The sequence below is a fragment of the Streptomyces sp. NPDC001020 genome, assembly GCF_053599115.1.
This window is the reverse complement of sequence record NZ_JBSFLQ010000002.1, coordinates 123,806-141,178: the sequence shown is the minus strand read 5'-3', so window position 1 is coordinate 141,178 and position 17,373 is coordinate 123,806. Positions and strand designations below refer to the sequence as shown.

Below are 17,373 nucleotides of genomic sequence, written 5' to 3'. Positions count from 1 at the left end.
AGCACCACCGGCGTGGCGGAAACAAGAGCACCACGGGCGTGGCGACACATCAGTTGAAGAGGGGGAACGCGCTGATGACTCAGCCGCCGAACCAGCCACCGCAGGGTGGTTTCGGAGCACCGCAGAATCCGCCGCAAAGTGGTTTCGGTGCTCCTCAGGACCCGCGGCAGGCCACACCCCCGCCGCCCGCCCAGCCCCCCGCCCCACCGCAGCCGGTGCCCGGTCAGCCCCAGCAGCAGCCGGGCCCGTACGCGCAGCCGGGCCCGTACGGCCAGCAGCCCGGACCGTACGCCGCGCCCCAACCCGGCCCGTACGGCCAGCAGCCCGGACCCTACGCCGCGCCCCAGCCCGGTTACGGCTATCCGCAGCAGCCGCCCCAGTTCCCCGGCGCACCCACCCCGCCTCCCGGCGGCGGCTCCAAGAACCCCTTCAAGAAGAAGCCCGTGCTGGCGGCTGTCGCCGCCGCGGCCGCGCTGCTCGTCATAGGCGGCACGGTGTACGCCCTCAGTGGAGACGGCGGTGGGGACAAGAAGCCCATCGCCGACAAGAGCCACGACACCAAGCCCTCCGCCACGGCCTCCGCCCCCGTCAACCCGGGCGACGGCAGCGGCGACGGCGGTGACGATCACGAGGACCTCAACGCGGGCCGCCAGGAAGGCGAAAGCAAGGTCCTCTGGTACAAGGAGGCACCCGAAGTGCCCAGCAGGGGCGCCGACGCCCCCGGTATGTGGATCACCGACAAGGCGGCGGTGAAGGCCGCCTTCAAGCAGGTCGTCGCCTACAACGTCGACGGCGGCAACCCCACCTGGGACCCGATCACCTTCCCGCAGAAGATCTGTGCCGTCTCGCAGCAGAAGACCGCCGACAACAAGGTCTTCATCGCCTACATGAGCGGCGTCAGCGACAACGCCAAGTGCAACCAGCTCCAGCAGATCGACCTCAACACCGGTAAGAAGGGCTGGAGCACGCAGGTCGCCGAGGGTTCCCTGTTCGACTTCACGCTCAACCTCGGCCTCACCATCACCGGCAAGACCCTGGTGGTCGCGCGCTCGCAGTCCGGTACCGCCTACGACGTCGACACCGGCAAGAAGCTGTGGGACAAGCGAAAGTACGGCACGTCCTGCTTCCCGAGCGCGTTCGCGGGCGGTACCCAGCTCATATCCGTCGCCTCCTGCGGGGCGAGCACCCCCAACGAGCACGACGAGCTTCAGCTACTCGACCCCGCGACCGGCAAGGCCAAGTGGACGAAGCCGATCCACAAGGGCTGGACGGTCAAGCGCGCCTACTCCGTCGACCCCATCGTCCTCTACGTCACCAACGAGAAAAAGAAGTCGTGGAACGTCGTCACGTACGGGAACGACGGCTCGCTGCGCTCCCAACTCCACGTGAACGAGGCCTTCGCGCCTGAGTGCGGCTGGTCCATCTTCGACCGCAACCTCCAGGACTGCATCGGTGTCGTGGTGGACGCGAGCACCCTCTACCTGCCGACGGAGGCGAAGACAGGCCCCAACGAGGTCGTCGCGATCAGCCTGAACACCGGCAAGGAGAGGTGGCGGGTGAAGTCCCCCGGGGACAAGTCGATGCTCCCGTTGAAGCTGGAGGGCAGCAACCTGATCGGGTACGTCGAGCCGTCGTACGACTCCGGTGGCCAGGTCGTCTCCGTCGCGACGACCGGCAGCAGCCACAGCACGACCAGGCTGCTGCGGAACCCGTCGAGCGCCTCCTCGGTCGAGAACAGCTTCTTCTCCAAGACGATCGACTACGTGGACGGGCGCTTCTACATCTCCACGACCCGGCTGACGGGCGGCACGGAGGCGAAGGAGAAGCTGATGATGGCCTACGGCAAGTGATCCGGCTCCTGACCCTCCCGTCCCCGCCCGCCACCCCTCCGTCCTCCGAGGTACCCACGTCATGAGTCAGCCGCCTCCACCCCCGAACCAGCCGCCGTCGGGTGGCTTCGGCGCCCCCCAGGACCAGCCGCCCAAGGGCTTCGGAGCTCCGCAGGACCCGCCGTCGGGTGGTTTCGGAGCTCCGCAGAGTCCGCCGTCGGGCGGTTTCGGCGCCCCCCAGACGCCACCCCCGCCGCCGCAGACGCCGCCTCAGGCACCCCCGCCGCCCGCACAGGGCCCGGGGTACGGCTACCCGCAGCCGCAGACCCTGCCGCAGCAACCGTACGGGCAGCCCCAGACGCCGCCCGGCTATCCACAGCAGCCCGGTTACGGCTACCCGCAGGCGCAGACCGTCCCGATGCAGCCGCAGGCCACCCAGAGCGGCGGCCGCAAGGGACCTGGCGCCCAGGTGTGGATCATCGTGGCGGCTGTCGCGGCCATCGCGCTGATCGTCGGTGCCGGAGTCTGGTACAGCTCCTCCGACGGCGACAAGGGCAAGAACTCCGCGTCCGAAACGAGCGGTGGCAGCGGTGGCAGCGGCGGCGAGAACGGCAAGGGCGGCACCGGCGGCACCGGCGGGTCCGGCGGCGCGGCCAAGGAGAAGGTGCCGGCCAACACCAGCGCCAAGGTCCTCTTCCAGCTCTCCGCGCCCAACATCAAGGACAGCCGGATCGACAGCGTCGTGGGCTCCTGGGTCAGCGGCTCCGTCTACGCCAAGGCCGACATCAACAAGATCGTCGGTTACGAAGCGGACACCGGCTCGACCAAGTGGACGCTGCCGCTGAACGGTCAGACCTGCGCGGGCTCGGTCGAGGTCACCTCCTCCGGCGTCGCCGCGGTGGTGTCCGAGGCGGGCAAGCGGTCGGGCCCGCACGACCGCAAGCCGTGCAGTGACATCACCGCTTTCGAGGTCGGTACCGGCAAGAAGCTGTGGACCAAGTCGGTCACCAGCAATGACAGCCCGATCCCCTTCCGGGAGGTCACGATCAGCGGCAGCACGGTCGCGGTCGGCGGCGGCTCCTACGGCGGCGCCGCCCTCGACCTCACCACCGGCAAGGTCCTGTGGCAGCCCAAGATCGGCTCCTGCCAGGACGTCGGCTACGCGGGTGGCGAGCAGCTCGTCGCGGTGCGCAAGTGCGGCGACTACGGCAACGAGTCGTACGAGGTACAGCTCCTCGACCCGAAAACGGGCAAGGACAAGTGGAGCTACAAGATCCCCCCGGGCATCGACAACGCCAAGGTGATCTCCACCAAGCCGGTCGTCTTCGGTGTGGACTCGGGAGAGATCACCGCCTCCGGCGTCACGGACGTCTTCTCACTGGACGACAACGGCAAGCTGCGCGCGAAGATCACGCTGGCGGACGGCAAGTACGAGCACGACTGCGCCGTCAACAAGGTCCACGAATGCCACGGGATCACGGTCGGCAACGACAAGCTGTACGTCCCGACCAAGGAGGATTACAGCTCGGCAAGCCGGAGCAACGAGATCATCTCGTTCTCGCTGGGCACCGGGCAGACCACCGGTGACCGGATCGACGCGGGCGACGGGTACAAGATCTCCCCGATCCGCATGGACGGCCCGAACGTCCTGGCGTACAAGGACGGCCCGTACGACAAGGGGTCCCAGGTCGTCTCGATCGACGGCAAGACGCTGAAGCAGACCAAGCTGCTGGAGACCCCGGCCTCCGAGCCGGTGCAGAGGGCGATCAGCTCCATGGTCCCGGACAGCGCGGAACTGCTCTACGCCGACGGGCGGCTGTTCTTCGGTCAGCAGTTGGTCAGCAAGCCGTACTCGGCGACCGACAAGTCGTACACGGCGCTCGCCTTCGGCGCGAAGTAGCGCGTAGCGCGCACGGCGACGGCCTCGCTCCTGTTGGGGGCGAGGCCTTTCGCGTTGCCTCGTCGGGCGCGACGGGCGGGTTTCGGCAATCCGAGCCACTTCTCACCGTTGGGGCAGCGCGACGCCGAACGAGCGTGTAGCTTCCGGGAGGATGAAGGGCGGGAGGTGCGCCGGGGCGACTGTCCGTGCGGACCAGTGGGCATCCATGGGGGACTGGGGGGTTGCTCGATGGGAGTGCGGCTCATGGTGGTCGACGACCACCGACTGCTCGCCGAGGCGCTGGCCTCGGCGCTGAAGCTGCGAGGGCACCGGGTGCTCGCCGCGGCGGCACCCGCCGCGGGCGCGGCGGAACTGGTGATCGCCAGGGCGCCCGAGGTGTGCCTGCTGGGGACGGCGGCACCCGCCGAGCCCGGGGCCTTGGATCCGGTGGTGCGGATCAAGCGGGAGCGTCCGCAGGTCGCGGTGCTGGTCCTGGGACCGGTGCCGAACCCGCGCGGGATCGCGGCCGCGTTCGCCGCCGGCTCCTCGGGCTACGTACGCCACGACGAGCGCATCGAGGGCGTCGAGCGGGCGATCATGAAGGCGCGGGCGGGTGAGGCGGCCGTGGCGCCGCAACTGTTGCAGGGCGCGTTCGGCGAACTGCTGAACCCGGCCGCGCAACCGGACGACGAGGGCCAGCGGTTGCTGGAGGCGCTCACCCCGCGCGAGGTGGAGGTCCTGTTGCGGGTCGCGGACGGCGAGGACACGCGGCTGATCGCGGCCGGCATGGGCATCGCCCCGTCGACGGCCCGCACCCACGTCCAGCGGGTCCTGATGAAGCTGGGCGTGGGCTCCCGCCTGGAGGCGGCGGCGCTCGCGGCCCGCACGGGCCTGCTGGACCGGGCGGGCCCGCTGACCCACGCGACACCACCGGCGGGTGGCCGGGTGCCCGAGGGTTCGTGGAAGGGCGCGGCGCCGGAACAGCACTGAGCCCCGCATCCCCTACGGTGGCGTCACCGCAGGGGCTACGGGGCTCACGCCCGTAGGGCCCACTTCCCGGGCCGAGTGGCCCGGCTACAGCTCGGCTGTCACCGCGTCGGCTCCTCGTCCGGCAGCTCGTCCGGGGTCGGCGGTGCCGTCGGGCGCAGTTTCAGCCAGACCAGGAAGAACAGGCCGAGCAGCAGCATGCCCAGGCCGGTCCACAGGTTGATGTTGACGCCCACCGCCTTGTCGATCGCGGCGTCGGAGGCCGTGAGGCCCGCGATCGTCATGATGACGCCGTAGACCACGAACAGGCCGCCGATGATGCGGCGGATGTCGAAGAGTCGGGCGGCGGTCGCGGACTTGGTCTCCAGCTCGGTGACTTCGCGCTGGATCTCGTGCTCGGAGTACTCGGACATGGTCTCTCGATCCTCCCAGGTCAGAGTGAGAACGGGATGTAGCAGGCGGCGGCCAGAACGACCGCGCCCCAGCCGAGCAGGGCCGGCTTGCGGTACCAGGCGTCGTCGCCGGCGGCCGGCGGTTCGGCCATGCCGGGGGAGCGGGTGCCGTAGACCAGACCCTGGAGTTCCTCCGCCGGCTTGGGCTTGGTGAACAGCGAGACGGCGACCATGACCACCGCACCGGCGACGAAACCGGCGATCGCCGAGACGAAGTTGGCGCCCTGGTCGGTGGGGATGTCGATGATCCCCTGCTTGTAGATCACGAAGTAGTTCACCATCGCCGCGGTGGTACCGGCGAGCAGGCCCCAGAAGCCGGACTTCATGGACGCGCGCTTCCAGAACATGCCGATGATGAAGACCACGAACATCGGGACGTTGAAGAACGAGAAGAGCGTCTGCAGGTAGCTCATGATGTTCGAGAAGGACGACGCCAGGAACGCGGTGCCCATCGACGCGAGCACACCGATCGCCGTGATGAGGCGGCCGAAGCGCACGTAGTAGGTGTCCTCGCGGTCCTTGGCCACGTACTTCGCCCAGATGTCCGTGGTGAACACCGTGTTGAAGGACGAGATGTTGGCCGCCATACCGGCCATGAACGCGGCGAGCAGACCGGTCACCGCGATGCCGAGCACACCGTTGGGCAGCAGTTCCTGCATCAGGTACGGGATCGCGTCGTTGTACTGCAGGCCCGAGGCGGAGGTGCCGATCTTCGGGACCAGGACGGCGGCGGCCAGGCCCGGGATCATCACCAGGAAGACGATGAAGATCTTGGGGAAGGCGGCGATCAGCGGGGTGCGCTTGGCGGCGGAGAGGTTCTTCGCGGACAGGGCGCGCTGCACCTCGGCGAAGTTGGTCGTCCAGTAGCCGAAGGACAGCACGAAGCCGAGGCCGAGGACGATCGTCAGCCAGTTGGCGCCCAGCGGGTTGGCGCTGCCGATGCCGGTGCCGCCCCATGCGCTGACGAAGTTGTCACCGTGGGCCTTGGTGAGGGAGTCGGTCAGACCGTCCCAGCCACCGACCTTCTTCAGGCTGAGCACGGTGATCGGGATGAGGGCCGCAAGGATCACGAAGAACTGCAGCACCTCGTTGTAGATCGCGGACGACAGACCGCCGAGGGTGATGTAGGCGAGGACGAAGAAGCCGGCGACCACGATCGCCACCCACTGCGGCCAGCCCAGCAGCGCCTCGACGACGATCGCGAGGGCGTAGAGGTTCACGCCGGCGACCAGGATCGCGGCAAAGGCGAACAGGATCGAACTCAGCAGGTGTGCCGACCTGTCGAAGCGGAGCAGCAGGAACTCCGGGACCGAGCGGACCTTGGAGCCGTAGTAGAACGGCATCATCACCAGGCCGAGGAAGACCATGGCCGGGATCGCGCCGATCCAGTACCAGTGCACGGTGTAGGCACCGTACTGGGCGCTGTTGGCGGCCATGCCGAGGATCTCGGTGGCGGCCAGGTTGGCCGAGATGAACGCCAGACCGGTGATCCACGCGGGCAGCGAGCGCCCGGAGAGGAAGAAGTCGAGGCTGGTCTTCACGGAGCGGCGGGCGGCGAAACCGATGCCGAGGACGACGACGAAGTAGATCCCGAGGATCGCGTAATCGAGGCCGTTGGTCGGCAACCGTAGCCCGGATGCCAGATATGTGGGGGTCTGCATGAGTACTCGCTTCGTTGCGTGAACCGTTCGGGGTGGAACCTACGCGTCCGTGTTCGATATTTAAACACTTTCCAAAGTGATCTTTGTTCGATTGTGATGTTGACGTTTGTGGTCTGTTGTGTTTTGGTGTGTTGGGTTATGTTTGAAGACTGAAGCGGTTTATTGGCCCGCGCCGCAGGAGAAAGGTGAGTTGTCGTGAAAAAGACCTCGACCCGACTGGCCGACGGTCGTGAGCTCATCTACTACGACCTGCGCGACGACTCCGTGCGCGACGCGGTCGACCGCAGGCCGCTGGAACGCACCGTCACGACCTCCGAGATCCGCCACGACGCGCTGCTCGGCGACCGGGTCGCCGTCGCCTCGCACCGCCAGGGCCGCACCTATCTCCCACCGGCCGACGAGTGCCCCCTGTGTCCTTCCCAGGGCGAGCGGCTGAGCGAGATCCCGGACTCCTCGTACGACGCGGTGGTCTTCGAGAACCGCTTCCCTTCACTGGCCGGCGACTCGGGCCGCTGCGAGGTGGTGTGCTTCACCTCCGACCACAGCGCCTCCTTCGCCGACCTGACCGAGGAACAGGCGAGCCTCGTCCTGGACGCCTGGACCGACCGGACCGCGGAGCTGTCCCACCTGCCCTCCGTCGAGCAGGTCTTCTGCTTCGAGAACCGCGGCCAGGAGATCGGCGTGACCCTCGGCCACCCCCACGGCCAGATCTACGCGTACCCCTTCACCACCCCGCGAACCGCCCTGATGCTCCGCTCGCTCGCCGCCCACAAGGGCGCGACCGGCGGGGAGAACCTCTTCGACGCGGTCCTGGAGCGCGAACTCGCCGACGAGCGGGTCGTCCTGGAGAGTGACCACTGGGTGGCCTTCGTGCCGTACGCCGCGCACTGGCCCTACGAGGTCCACCTCTACCCCCGTCGACGCGTCCCCGACCTGCTCGCCCTCGATGACGCGGCCCGCGCCGAGTTCCCCAAGGTCTATCTGGAACTCCTGAGGCGCTTCGACCGGATATTCGGCGAGGGCGAGCCTCCGACGCCGTACATCGCCGCCTGGCATCAGGCGCCTTTCGGCCCGCTCACGGAGTTCGAAGGCGTGGGCCGCGACGACTTCGCGCTGCACCTCGAGCTTTTCACCATCCGCCGTACTTCCGGCAAGCTGAAGTTCCTCGCGGGTTCCGAGTCCGGCATGAACGTGTTCATCAACGACGTGCCGCCGGAAGCCGCGGCTCGGCGACTGCGGGAGGTAGCGAGTTCATGAGTGGGAAGTACCTGGTCACCGGCGGCGCCGGCTACGTCGGCAGCGTGGTCGCGCAGCACCTGCTGGAGGCGGGCCACGAGGTCGTCGTCCTCGACAACCTCTCCACCGGCTTCCGTGAGGGCGTGCCCGCGGGCGCTTCCTTCATCGAGGGTGACATCCGCGACGCCGCCAAGTGGCTGGACCCCTCGTTCGCCGCGGTCCTGCACTTCGCCGCGTTCTCACAGGTCGGCGAGTCGGTCGTGAAGCCCGAGAAGTACTGGGCGAACAACGTCGGCGGCACGATGGCGCTGATGGCCGCGATGCGCGAGACAGGTGTGCGACGGCTCGTCTTCTCCTCGACCGCGGCGACCTACGGCGAGCCGGTCAACACTCCGATCACCGAGACGGACCCGACCGCGCCGACGTCCCCGTACGGCGCCTCCAAGCTCGCCGTCGACCACATGATCACCGGCGAGGCGACCGCGCACGGACTGGCCGCGGTCTCGCTGCGCTACTTCAACGTGGCGGGTGCGTACGGCAGTTGTGGTGAGCGGCACGACCCCGAGTCCCACCTCATCCCGCTCGTGCTCCAGGTCGCGCAGGGCCGACGGGAGGCGATCTCGGTCTTCGGCGACGACTATCCGACACCGGACGGCACCTGCGTCCGCGACTACATCCACGTCGCGGACCTGGCCGAGGCACACCTGCTGGCGCTGGACGCCGCCCGGCCCGGCGAGCACCTGATCTGCAACCTCGGCAACGGCAACGGCTTCTCCGTGCGCGAGGTCATCGGGACCGTTCGGCAGGTCACCGGGCACCCGATCCCGGAGGTCGTCGCCCCGCGCCGCGGAGGCGACCCGGCGATCCTGGTCGCCTCCGCGGCCACGGCCCGCGAGCGGCTCGGCTGGAACCCGTCCCGCGCGGACCTCGCCGGGATCGTCGCGGACGCCTGGCAGTTCGCACAACACATCGCAGGGGAGCGGTAGATGGGGGCACAGCAGGTCCGCGAAGGCTTCACCCGGCTGTACGGGGCGGCTCCCGAGGGCGTCTGGGCGGCACCGGGCCGGGTCAACCTGATCGGCGAGTACACGGACTTCAACGAGGGGTTCGTGATGCCGCTCGCCCTGCCGCACACCGCGGTCGCGGCCCTCTCGCGCCGCACCGACGGCGTGCTGCGCCTGCACTCGGCGGACATCGAGGGCCCGGTCGTCGAACTGCGCGTCGACGAACTGAGCCCGCTGACCGACACCAGCTGGGCCGCGTACCCGGCGGGCGTCGTCTGGGCGCTGTGCCAGGCCGGGCACGCGATCACCGGCGCGGACCTCCACCTGTCCTCGACGGTGCCGACGGGTGCGGGCCTGTCGTCGTCGGCGGCCCTGGAAGTGGTCACCGCCCTCGCCCTGAACGACCTGTACGACCTCGGCCTCACCCGCCCCGAGCTGGCGCGGCTCGCCCAGCGCGCGGAGAACGACTTCGTGGGTGTGCCGTGCGGCGTCATGGACCAGACGGCGTCGGCGTGCTGCGTCGAAGGCAACGCCCTGCACCTGGACTGCCGTGATCTGTCGATCCGTCAGATCCCCTTCGACCTGGCCTCCCAGGGCCTGGCGCTCCTGGTGGTCGACACCCGGGTGAAGCACGCGCTGGGCGACGGCGCCTACGCCGAGCGGCGCGAAGGCTGCGAGGACGGTGCACGACAGATCGGCGTCTCCCACCTGAGGGACGTGGCGTACGAGGACCTTGACGGTGCGCTCGCCCGCCTGTCCGACGAGCGGGTGCGCCGCTATGTGCGGCACGTCGTCTCCGACGACCATCGCGTCCAGCGGGTCATCACTCTGTTGGACGCGGGCGAGGTCCGGGCCATCGGGTCCGTGCTGACGGAGGGGCATGTCTCCCTGCGGGACGACCTGCGCATCTCCTGCCCGGAGTTGGACCTGGTGGTCGACACGGCGAACGCGTCCGGCGCGCTCGGCGCCCGGATGACGGGCGGAGGGTTCGGCGGCTCGGCCATCGTGCTGGTGGAGGCGTCCGACACGGACACGATCACCAAGGCGATCGAAGAGGCGTTCACCGCCGCGGGCTTCACGGCCCCACGGGTGTTCCCGGCGGTGCCTTCGGCGGGGGCTCGACGGCTGAGCTGAGGCGGTACTTCGGGGCCCACGCGCACGCACCCGCACAGGGCCCGCATACGATCGGCCGGTCCCCACCGCAAGGAGCGCTGACCGGTGACCGCCGTCCACCCCCCATCCGCCGACACCGCACTGCACGCGGTGCGGTTGCTGCCCCGCGTGGAGCATGGTGAGCGGCTGCACGCGCTGCTGTGGCAGGTGGGCCCCGGCCGACGGATGATCAGCAACGCCGTGCTCGGCGGCGGCATCGGCGAGCGCGGCTGGGTGCTCAACGCCCAGGTGCCGCACGGCTACCGGCGCACCGACCCGGACCGCCATCTCGCGGACCTCGCCGGTGACGCGGGCGTGGAGGGGCCGGGCGTGGGCCTGATGACGGCGGCCGACGTCTCGCGCCATGCCCGCGCACAGGACGGCGGCGTCGAGGCCATCGTCACCGCGGGCATCTCCGTACGGGGCTGGGCCGCCTCCCCGGCCAAGGACCCCACCGTGCCCGCCCAGCCGGGCACCATCAACATCATCGCCGTCCTTCCCGTGGCGCTGACCGACGCCGCCCTGGTCAACGCGGTCGCAACCGCCACCGAAGCAAAGGTCCAGGCCCTGCTCGACGCGGGCCTCGACTGCTCCGGCACCCCTACGGACGCGGTGTGTGTCGCCGCGCACTCGCCTGCCCCCGGCGAGGAGGTTCACGCCTTCTGCGGTCCCCGCTCCCTGTGGGGTGCCCGTCTGGCCAGAGCGGTCCACCGGGCGGTGCACACCGCGCTACCTACTGCCCAACCGTCCAGGTGACCACCCAAAAAAGGGCGTCCTCGCGTATGCCCTCACACTGACCGACGATGCCGCCGAGGGAGAGGCGCAAAGAACACGCCCCGGGTACGGCGGACGTTCGGGACCGTCCCGCAGGACCAGGGCGGCCGGGAGCAACAGGAGGAGAAGCTGCGCGAGGCCTTGCGCACCCTCGGCCCCGACCGGCGCGGCTGCATCACAGTGCACCCGGAGGAGTATCCCGACGTGTCCCGTCGCCGGGCCGCCCGGATCGCCTGGGAGACGGGGCTGCGCGCGGAGGCGTTCGGCAACCAGGGGTCATGGCGTTTCGCGGAGTCGGTGGTCGAGGAAGTTCCGCACGACCCCGCATGACCGGACAAGGTGCGCGCAGCCGCGGTTTCCGTGGCCGGGTGCCCGCCGGCTCACCGCAGTCGTTTCGTCAGCGTGTACTCCGTGATCCCCGGCGGATAGTCGGGGATCACACACACCACCTCGTAGCCCTGCTTCCGGTAGAACTCCGGCGCCTGGAAGTCCCAGGTCTCCAGGCGCGCGGCCGCACAACCGCGCTCCTCGCGCGCAGCGCGCTCCGCCTCCGCCAGCAGGCGCGTGCCCAGGCCCGCACCCCGATGACGGTCGTCCACCCAGAGGTAGGCGACATGCATCCAGGTCGTCCAGGTATGGCCGACCAGCCCGCCCGCCAGTTCCCCCGCCGCGTCCAACGCCCAGACATGGAGCGGTACTTCACGTTCGCAGGGGGTTCCGCGCAGTGCGCGCAGCACCGGTGACGCCGCCGTGTTCGTCTCGCGCAGCCGGGCGTGGAGCAGATCCCGCCGCTCCTTGTCGACTTCCGTATCGATACGAAACATGCGGCTCACCATAAACGCGCCGGGTCATCAGTTCTGCAAATTTCCTTCCGCTCCCGGCTCACGGCCCTACGCTGTGAACAGCGCCGGTGGGGGCCGGTGCTGATCAGGGGGCGAGACAGTCGGGTACGACGCCCGGAGTGGGGGCAGCGGTTCCAGCGCGGCGGCGGCCGTGCGGCTGCGTCGCCCCGTCCCAGGTGTACAACCGGGGGCACACCGGACGCCGTACCCGCGCCGGCCGTCCCCCGAGCAGTGGGGGTTTCAGTGGTGCGCATCCGAGTCCTGGTCGTCGACGACCACCGCATCTTCGCCGAGTCACTGGCAGCCGCGCTGGCCGCCGAGCCCGACGTCGACGTGTCCGCCGCAGGCAGTGGCCCGGCCGCCCTGCGCTGCCTGGACCGGGCGGCGGCGGAGGGCCGCAGGTTCGACGTGATGCTCGTCGACGCCGACCTCGGGGGTCACGTCCCGGGCTCACGCCCGGCGGTCCCCGTCCAGGAGGGCAACGAGGACGGGCTCGTCGACGGCATCTCGCTCGTCGCCGGCGTGCGCACCGGGCAGCCGGGCGTACGGACCGTCGTCCTCGCCGAGAGGGACGACCCGCGCCGTGCCGCCCTCGCCCTGCAGGCGGGCGCCTCGGGCTGGGTCGCCAAGGACTGCTCGCTCTCCCGGCTGCTCACGGTCATCCGGGGCGTGCTGCGGGACGAGACCCACCTTCCGCCCGCCCTGCTCACCGGCGTTCTGCGCGAGCTGACCGCGGCCCGCAAGCACCGCACCGAGAGCGAGCGGCTGGTGGAGTCCCTGACACCGCGGGAGCGGGAGGTGCTGCGCTGCATGGTCGCCGGGCTCGGCCGGAAGGCCGTCGCCGAGCGGCTGTTCCTCTCCCCGCACACCGTCCGCACCCATATGCAGAACGTCCTCGGCAAGCTGGGCGTCCACTCCACCCTCGCCGCCGTCGCCCTCGCCCGCCGGGCCGGGGTCGGGCCGGCCGACCTGGTGCGCCCACAGGCGACGTTCGCCCCCTCGCAGCGCCCGGCACTCCCACCGGCCGAACCGGCCTGAAGCCCGCGTAAACGCTGCCTGCCGAACGCTAGCCGGGGATGTTGTCGAACGGGGCGATCAACTGACGTAGCAACGCGGCCAGTTCACTACGCTGGGCCCGGCTCAGCTCCGACAGGATCGCGCGTTCCTGCTCCAGCAGTCCGGAGAGCGCCTGGTCCGCCCGGTCCTGGCCCTCCTCGGTGAGGCGCACCAGCACGCCCCGGCGGTCGGTCGGGTCCGGGAGGCGCTCGACCAGGCCCTTCTTCGTCAGGCGGTCGATACGGTTCGTCATCGTGCCGGAGGTGACCAGTGTCTGCGTCAGCAACTGGCCGGGGGAGAGCTGGTAGGGGCTGCCGGCTCGCCTCAGCGCGGTGAGGACGTCGAACTCCCAGGGCTCCAGGCTGTGCTCGGAGAAGGCCAGTCGACGCGCGCGGTCCAGGTGCCGGGCCAGTCTGCTGACCCGGCTGAGGACCTCGAGCGGTTCCACGTCGAGGTCCGGGCGCTCCCGGCGCCACGCCGCGACCAGCCGATCGACCTCGTCCTCCATGACGATCAGTGTAGTGGTTGTGTCGACATGAAGTCTCTTGACGTGCAGTCTCTTGATATCAACTCTCTTGACGTAGAGATATATGGGGTGTGAGGCTGGAACCGTTGGGATCACGCCTCAGTTCGCGACATTCGGTGACTTCGAGGAGGGCCACACCCATGGCTGCCGCCCCCACCTGGGACCCCCGTCAGTACCTGCGCCACGCGGGCCACCGCGCCCGTCCCTTCGTCGACCTGCTCGGCCGGGTCCCCGAGATTCCCGGCAACCCGCCCCGCATCGCCGACCTGGGCTGCGGCCCCGGCAACGTCACCACCCTGCTGGTCGACCGCTGGCCCACCGCGCACATCACCGGGTACGACAACTCGCCCCAGATGCTCGACGCGGCCCACGCCCACCACGAGGGCCCCACCCCGGGCGGCGGCCGCCTCGACTTCTCCCACGCCGACGCCCGCACCTGGGTGCCATCCGCGCCGTACGACCTGATCATCAGCAACGCCACCCTGCAGTGGGTACCCGGACACGCCGACCGCTTCCCCGACTGGATCGCGGGCCTCGCCCCCGGCGGCACCTTCGCCTTCCAGGTCCCCGGGAACTTCGACTCCCCCAGCCACCGGCTGATGCGGGAACTCGCCCACTCGGCCCGCTGGAAGGACCGCCTGGCCGACACCCTGCGCCACGACGACGCCGTGCTCGCGCCTCAGGAGTACCTGGAACGCCTGATCGCCCTCGGCTGCGAGGCCGACGTCTGGGAGACGACCTACCTCCATCTGCTTCAGGGCGAGGACCCGGTCCTCGACTGGGTGAAGGGCACCGGACTGCGGCCGATCCTCGCCGAGCTGGGCGACGAGGCGGAGGAGTTCCTCGCCGACTACCGGACGGCGCTGCGCGAGGCCTACCCGGCGACCGGCCACGGCACGGTGTTCCCCTTCCGTCGCATCTTCGCCGTCGCGACGAAGAGGGCCTGAGCGATGCTGAGTGCCGTCGACCACGTCCAGCTCGCGGCCCCGCCCGGCTCGGAGGACCTCCTGCGTACGTACTACGCGGACGTCCTCGGCATGACGGAGATCCCCAAACCGGCCGCGATGGCCGCCCGCGGGGGCTGCTGGTTCCAGGCGGGGGCGGTGCAACTGCACCTGGGGATCGAGAAGGACTTCCGGCCCGCGAAGAAGGCCCACCCGGGGCTGCGGGTCACGGACATCGAGGCGTACGCGGCCCGGCTCGCCGCTCGCGGAGCGACGGTGACCTGGGACGACAACCTTCCGGGTCACCTCCGGTTCTACTCGGAGGATCCGGTGGGCAACCGGCTGGAGTTTCTGGAGCCCGTCGCTACAACTTCCTGAGCGCGTCCAGCGTGATGTCGATGTCGATGGCATACGGCACGGAAAGGTTCAGCTTGTCGTGGTGGATGCCCGTCAGCGTGTACGTCCTGCTGACCGGGTCGATCTCGTAGGTCCTGACCACCGGGTGCTGGTTCCCCTCCGCCATCTCGACCAGCCAGAAGTACGCGATGCCCGCAGCGGCGTACTTGCGTGGCTTGGCATCGTGGTCGCGGGCCTCGGAGTCAGGAGAGACGACTTCGATGGCGAGCACCACGTCCTCGGTTCGGAACCGAGTCTGATCCAGGCTGGTGACAGCGTCCGCGTGAACTACGCTGACGTCCGGCTCGGGGCCGTTGCGTCGGTCCAGCACGATGGTCATTTCGCGGAAGACCTTCAGGCGCTCGGGTGCAGTACGCCGCAGCCCGTTCACCAGGAGGTCGATCATGCGGCTGCGGAAAACCCGCTGCGGACTCACGAAGACCAAGCTCCCGTCGATCAGCTCGGTGTGCGGCGGGAGGTCCGGCAGGGTGAACAGGTCGTCCACGGTGTATCCGTCAGGCGGCGGCACGGGCCAACGCGTGCCGGGCTCGTCGGCGGGCTCGGGGGTCGGCTCGGCGATCGGCTCGGCAGTCATGGTGATTCCTCCCATGAACGGGATTCTGGGCCTGTATGCCCACGGTAGCCGCCGTAACCGACAGGGGTCATCACAACGAGTGATGACTCGGCCGCGTCTCAGTTCTTTCGATGGCCTATCAGCCGGGGCTTCGGCTCCAGCCCGTCCAGCCCGTGCCACGCCAAGTTCACCAGGTGCGCGGCGACCTCGGCCTTCTTCGGGCGGCGTACGTCCAGCCACCACTGGCCCGTCAGCGCGACCATGCCGACCAGCGCCTGCGCGTACAGCGGAGCGAGCTTCGGGTCGAAGCCGCGGCTCTTGAACTCGCGGCCCAGGATGTCCTCCACCTGGGTGGCGATGTCCGAGATCAACGACGCGAAGGAACCCGTCGACTGCGGAATCGGCGAGTCGCGGACCAGGATACGGAAGCCGTCCGTGTACTCCTCGATGTAGTCCAGGAGAGCGAAGGCCGCCTGCTCGCACAGCTCACGGGGGTGCCCGGCGGTGAGCGAACCGGTCACCATGTCCAGCAGGCGCCGCATCTCGCGGTCCACCACCACCGCGTACAGCCCCTCCTTGCCGCCGAAGTGCTCGTACACCACCGGCTTGGACACCCCGGCCTTCGCCGCGATCTCCTCCACCGACGTGCCCTCGAACCCCTTGGCGGCGAACAGTGTGCGGCCGATCTTCAGCAACTGCTGCCGGCGCTCCGCACCGGTCATCCGGGTACGGCGGGTACGCCGCGGCTTCTCGTTGCTGGGGGTACTGGAGTCGGTCGCCACGCCGTCCATCATGCCGCGTCGGCGGTCACCTTCCCGCGCCGGGAGCCGTTCCCGTCCGTGCTGCGCCGGGAATCGATACGCGAGCGTGACGGCCAGCGCACGTCGTACGCCCACCCGAGCCGCTCGAACCAGCGGATGATCCGCGCCGAGGAGTCAAGCTGGCCCCGCTCCACACCGTGCCGCGCCGACGTCGGGTCCGCGTGATGCAGGTTGTGCCACGACTCGCCGCACGACAGCACCGCCAGCCACCACACGTTCCCGGAACGGTCACGCGACTTGAACGGACGCTTGCCCACCGCGTGACAGATCGAGTTGATCGACCAGGTCACATGGTGCAGCAGCGCCACCCGGACGAGTGACCCCCAGAAGAGCGCCGTGAGCGCGCCCCACCAGGACATCGTCACCAGCCCGCCGATCAGCGGCGGCAGCAGCAGGGACACCGCCGTCCACAGCACGAACTGACGGGAGATCGTCCGCATCGCCCCGTCGTTGATCAGATCTGGTGCGTACTTGTCCTGCGACGTCTGCTCCTCGTCGAACATCCAGCCGATATGGGCCCACCACAAGCCCTTCATCAGCGCGGGGATCGTCTCCCCGTAACGCCACGGAGAGTGCGGATCGCCCTCCGCGTCGGAGAACTTGTGGTGCCTGCGGTGATCGGCCACCCAGCGCACCAAGGGGCCTTCGACGGCCATCGAACCCGCGATCGCCAACGCGATCTTCAAGGGCCGCTTGGCCTTGAACGAACCGTGGGTGAAGTGGCGGTGGAAGCCGATCGTGATTCCGTGGCAGCCCAGGAAGTAGAAGAAGACCAGCAGGCCCACATCGAGCCAGCTCACGCCCCAGCCCCACGCCAGCGGCACCGCCGCGACGAGCGCCAGGAACGGGACGATGATGAACAGCAGCAGGGTGATCTGCTCGAGCGAGCGCTTCTGCTCGCCGCCCAGCGTGGCGGAGGGCAGGGGAGTGCCGTCGGGCGCCTTCCGGGCGTCTTCTGACACTTCGGAGCTCGTGGTCATGGGGCGTCCCCTGTTGGGATCGAGGGTCGTGGCAAGTGCCCAGGACACGGGCCCTGAGCTCCCGGGATCGGGAGACCTACGGGTCCGTAACCTACGGCGTCGTAAGTATGGCAGCGCGTCGCCGACGGCAAGAGCCCGTAGGCCTACGCGGCCATGCGGAGACCTATCCTTGGAATCGGTCGGACAGCGCGGTCCGCACTGTTTTCTTCCCGGATGTCCCCGTCCGTATGCGGCACCCGTCGCGCACGGCACCCGTCCGG

General features: G+C 69.5%; 18 protein-coding genes. 11 read left to right on the top strand and 7 right to left on the bottom strand.

What is annotated here, in order from left to right:
• Window positions 1-74: 74 nt before the first annotated feature.
• The 3 genes from ACWDEX_RS02265 (at window position 75) to ACWDEX_RS02255 (ending at window position 4,698) form a co-directional block, all read left to right on the top strand.
• Window positions 75-1,850, top strand: coding sequence for an outer membrane protein assembly factor BamB family protein (locus ACWDEX_RS02265; RefSeq protein WP_450461231.1), 1,776 nt, complete (start codon window positions 75-77; stop codon window positions 1,848-1,850).
• Between the two features lie 61 nt (window positions 1,851-1,911).
• Complete coding sequence (locus ACWDEX_RS02260; protein WP_450461230.1) at window positions 1,912-3,729, top strand: outer membrane protein assembly factor BamB family protein; 1,818 nt, start codon at window positions 1,912-1,914, stop codon at window positions 3,727-3,729.
• Window positions 3,730-3,957: 228 nt separating this feature from the next.
• A complete protein-coding gene (locus ACWDEX_RS02255) occupies window positions 3,958-4,698 on the top strand; it encodes a LuxR C-terminal-related transcriptional regulator (protein WP_450461229.1) in 741 nt (246 codons plus the stop codon).
• 98 nt (window positions 4,699-4,796) lie between these two features.
• Here ACWDEX_RS02255 and ACWDEX_RS02250 read toward each other — a convergent pair whose 3' ends face one another.
• Window positions 4,797-5,108: a hypothetical protein gene (locus ACWDEX_RS02250; RefSeq protein WP_450461228.1), complete on the bottom strand. Its 312-nt coding sequence runs from the start codon at window positions 5,106-5,108 to the stop codon at window positions 4,797-4,799.
• A gap of 20 nt (window positions 5,109-5,128) precedes the next feature.
• On the bottom strand, window positions 5,129-6,808 hold the full coding sequence (locus tag ACWDEX_RS02245) for a sodium:solute symporter family protein (protein ID WP_450461227.1): 1,680 nt from the start codon (window positions 6,806-6,808) through the stop codon (window positions 5,129-5,131).
• Window positions 6,809-7,003: 195 nt separating this feature from the next.
• On the opposite strand from ACWDEX_RS02245, the gene galT reads away from it, so the two are divergent.
• The 5 genes from galT (at window position 7,004) to ACWDEX_RS02220 (ending at window position 11,304) form a co-directional block, all read left to right on the top strand.
• Entirely contained in the window at window positions 7,004-8,065 is a 1,062-nt protein-coding gene (gene galT / locus ACWDEX_RS02240) for a galactose-1-phosphate uridylyltransferase (RefSeq protein WP_450461226.1), read from the top strand.
• Window positions 8,062-9,030 carry a UDP-glucose 4-epimerase GalE gene (galE, locus tag ACWDEX_RS02235; protein ID WP_450461225.1) on the top strand — a complete coding sequence of 323 codons (969 nt, stop codon included), beginning with the start codon at window positions 8,062-8,064 and terminating at the stop codon, window positions 9,028-9,030. The genes galT and galE overlap by 4 nt, the downstream gene beginning before the upstream one ends.
• On the top strand, window positions 9,031-10,182 hold the full coding sequence (gene galK, locus ACWDEX_RS02230; protein WP_450461224.1) for a galactokinase: 1,152 nt from the start codon (window positions 9,031-9,033) through the stop codon (window positions 10,180-10,182). It begins immediately after the preceding gene.
• Window positions 10,183-10,266: 84 nt separating this feature from the next.
• Entirely contained in the window at window positions 10,267-10,956 is a 690-nt protein-coding gene (locus tag ACWDEX_RS02225) for an adenosylcobinamide amidohydrolase (RefSeq protein ID WP_450461223.1), read from the top strand.
• Between the two features lie 222 nt (window positions 10,957-11,178).
• Window positions 11,179-11,304 (top strand): hypothetical protein, encoded by a 126-nt coding sequence (locus ACWDEX_RS02220; protein WP_450461222.1) that lies wholly within the window; start codon window positions 11,179-11,181, stop codon window positions 11,302-11,304.
• Between the two features lie 50 nt (window positions 11,305-11,354).
• Here the strand turns inward: ACWDEX_RS02220 and ACWDEX_RS02215 are convergent, their stop codons facing one another.
• On the bottom strand, window positions 11,355-11,810 hold the full coding sequence (locus tag ACWDEX_RS02215; protein ID WP_450461221.1) for a GNAT family N-acetyltransferase: 456 nt from the start codon (window positions 11,808-11,810) through the stop codon (window positions 11,355-11,357).
• Between the two features lie 249 nt (window positions 11,811-12,059).
• Between ACWDEX_RS02215 and ACWDEX_RS02210 the strand changes: the two genes are divergently transcribed.
• Window positions 12,060-12,854, top strand: a complete 795-nt coding sequence (locus ACWDEX_RS02210; protein WP_450461220.1) for a LuxR C-terminal-related transcriptional regulator — start codon at window positions 12,060-12,062, stop codon at window positions 12,852-12,854.
• A 28-nt stretch (window positions 12,855-12,882) separates the two neighbouring features.
• Here ACWDEX_RS02210 and ACWDEX_RS02205 read toward each other — a convergent pair whose 3' ends face one another.
• Entirely contained in the window at window positions 12,883-13,380 is a 498-nt protein-coding gene (locus ACWDEX_RS02205; RefSeq protein ID WP_450461219.1) for a MarR family winged helix-turn-helix transcriptional regulator, read from the bottom strand.
• Window positions 13,381-13,538: 158 nt separating this feature from the next.
• On the opposite strand from ACWDEX_RS02205, the gene ACWDEX_RS02200 reads away from it, so the two are divergent.
• The gene (locus tag ACWDEX_RS02200) at window positions 13,539-14,345 is read left to right on the top strand and encodes a trans-aconitate 2-methyltransferase (RefSeq protein WP_450461218.1); all 807 of its coding nucleotides are present in this window, start codon (window positions 13,539-13,541) and stop codon (window positions 14,343-14,345) included.
• 3 nt (window positions 14,346-14,348) lie between these two features.
• Window positions 14,349-14,720 (top strand): VOC family protein, encoded by a 372-nt coding sequence (locus ACWDEX_RS02195; RefSeq protein WP_450461217.1) that lies wholly within the window; start codon window positions 14,349-14,351, stop codon window positions 14,718-14,720.
• Here the strand turns inward: ACWDEX_RS02195 and ACWDEX_RS02190 are convergent.
• The 3 genes from ACWDEX_RS02190 to ACWDEX_RS02180 form a co-directional block, all read right to left on the bottom strand.
• Entirely contained in the window at window positions 14,707-15,333 is a 627-nt protein-coding gene (locus ACWDEX_RS02190; RefSeq protein ID WP_450461216.1) for a Uma2 family endonuclease, read from the bottom strand. The two genes, ACWDEX_RS02195 and ACWDEX_RS02190, sit on opposite strands and share 14 nt — an antisense overlap.
• 98 nt (window positions 15,334-15,431) lie before the next feature.
• Entirely contained in the window at window positions 15,432-16,106 is a 675-nt protein-coding gene (locus ACWDEX_RS02185; RefSeq protein ID WP_450461215.1) for a TetR/AcrR family transcriptional regulator, read from the bottom strand.
• Window positions 16,103-17,113: an acyl-CoA desaturase gene (locus ACWDEX_RS02180; protein WP_450461213.1), complete on the bottom strand. Its 1,011-nt coding sequence runs from the start codon at window positions 17,111-17,113 to the stop codon at window positions 16,103-16,105. The genes ACWDEX_RS02185 and ACWDEX_RS02180 overlap by 4 nt, the downstream gene beginning before the upstream one ends.
• Between the last annotated feature and the right edge of the window lie 260 nt (window positions 17,114-17,373).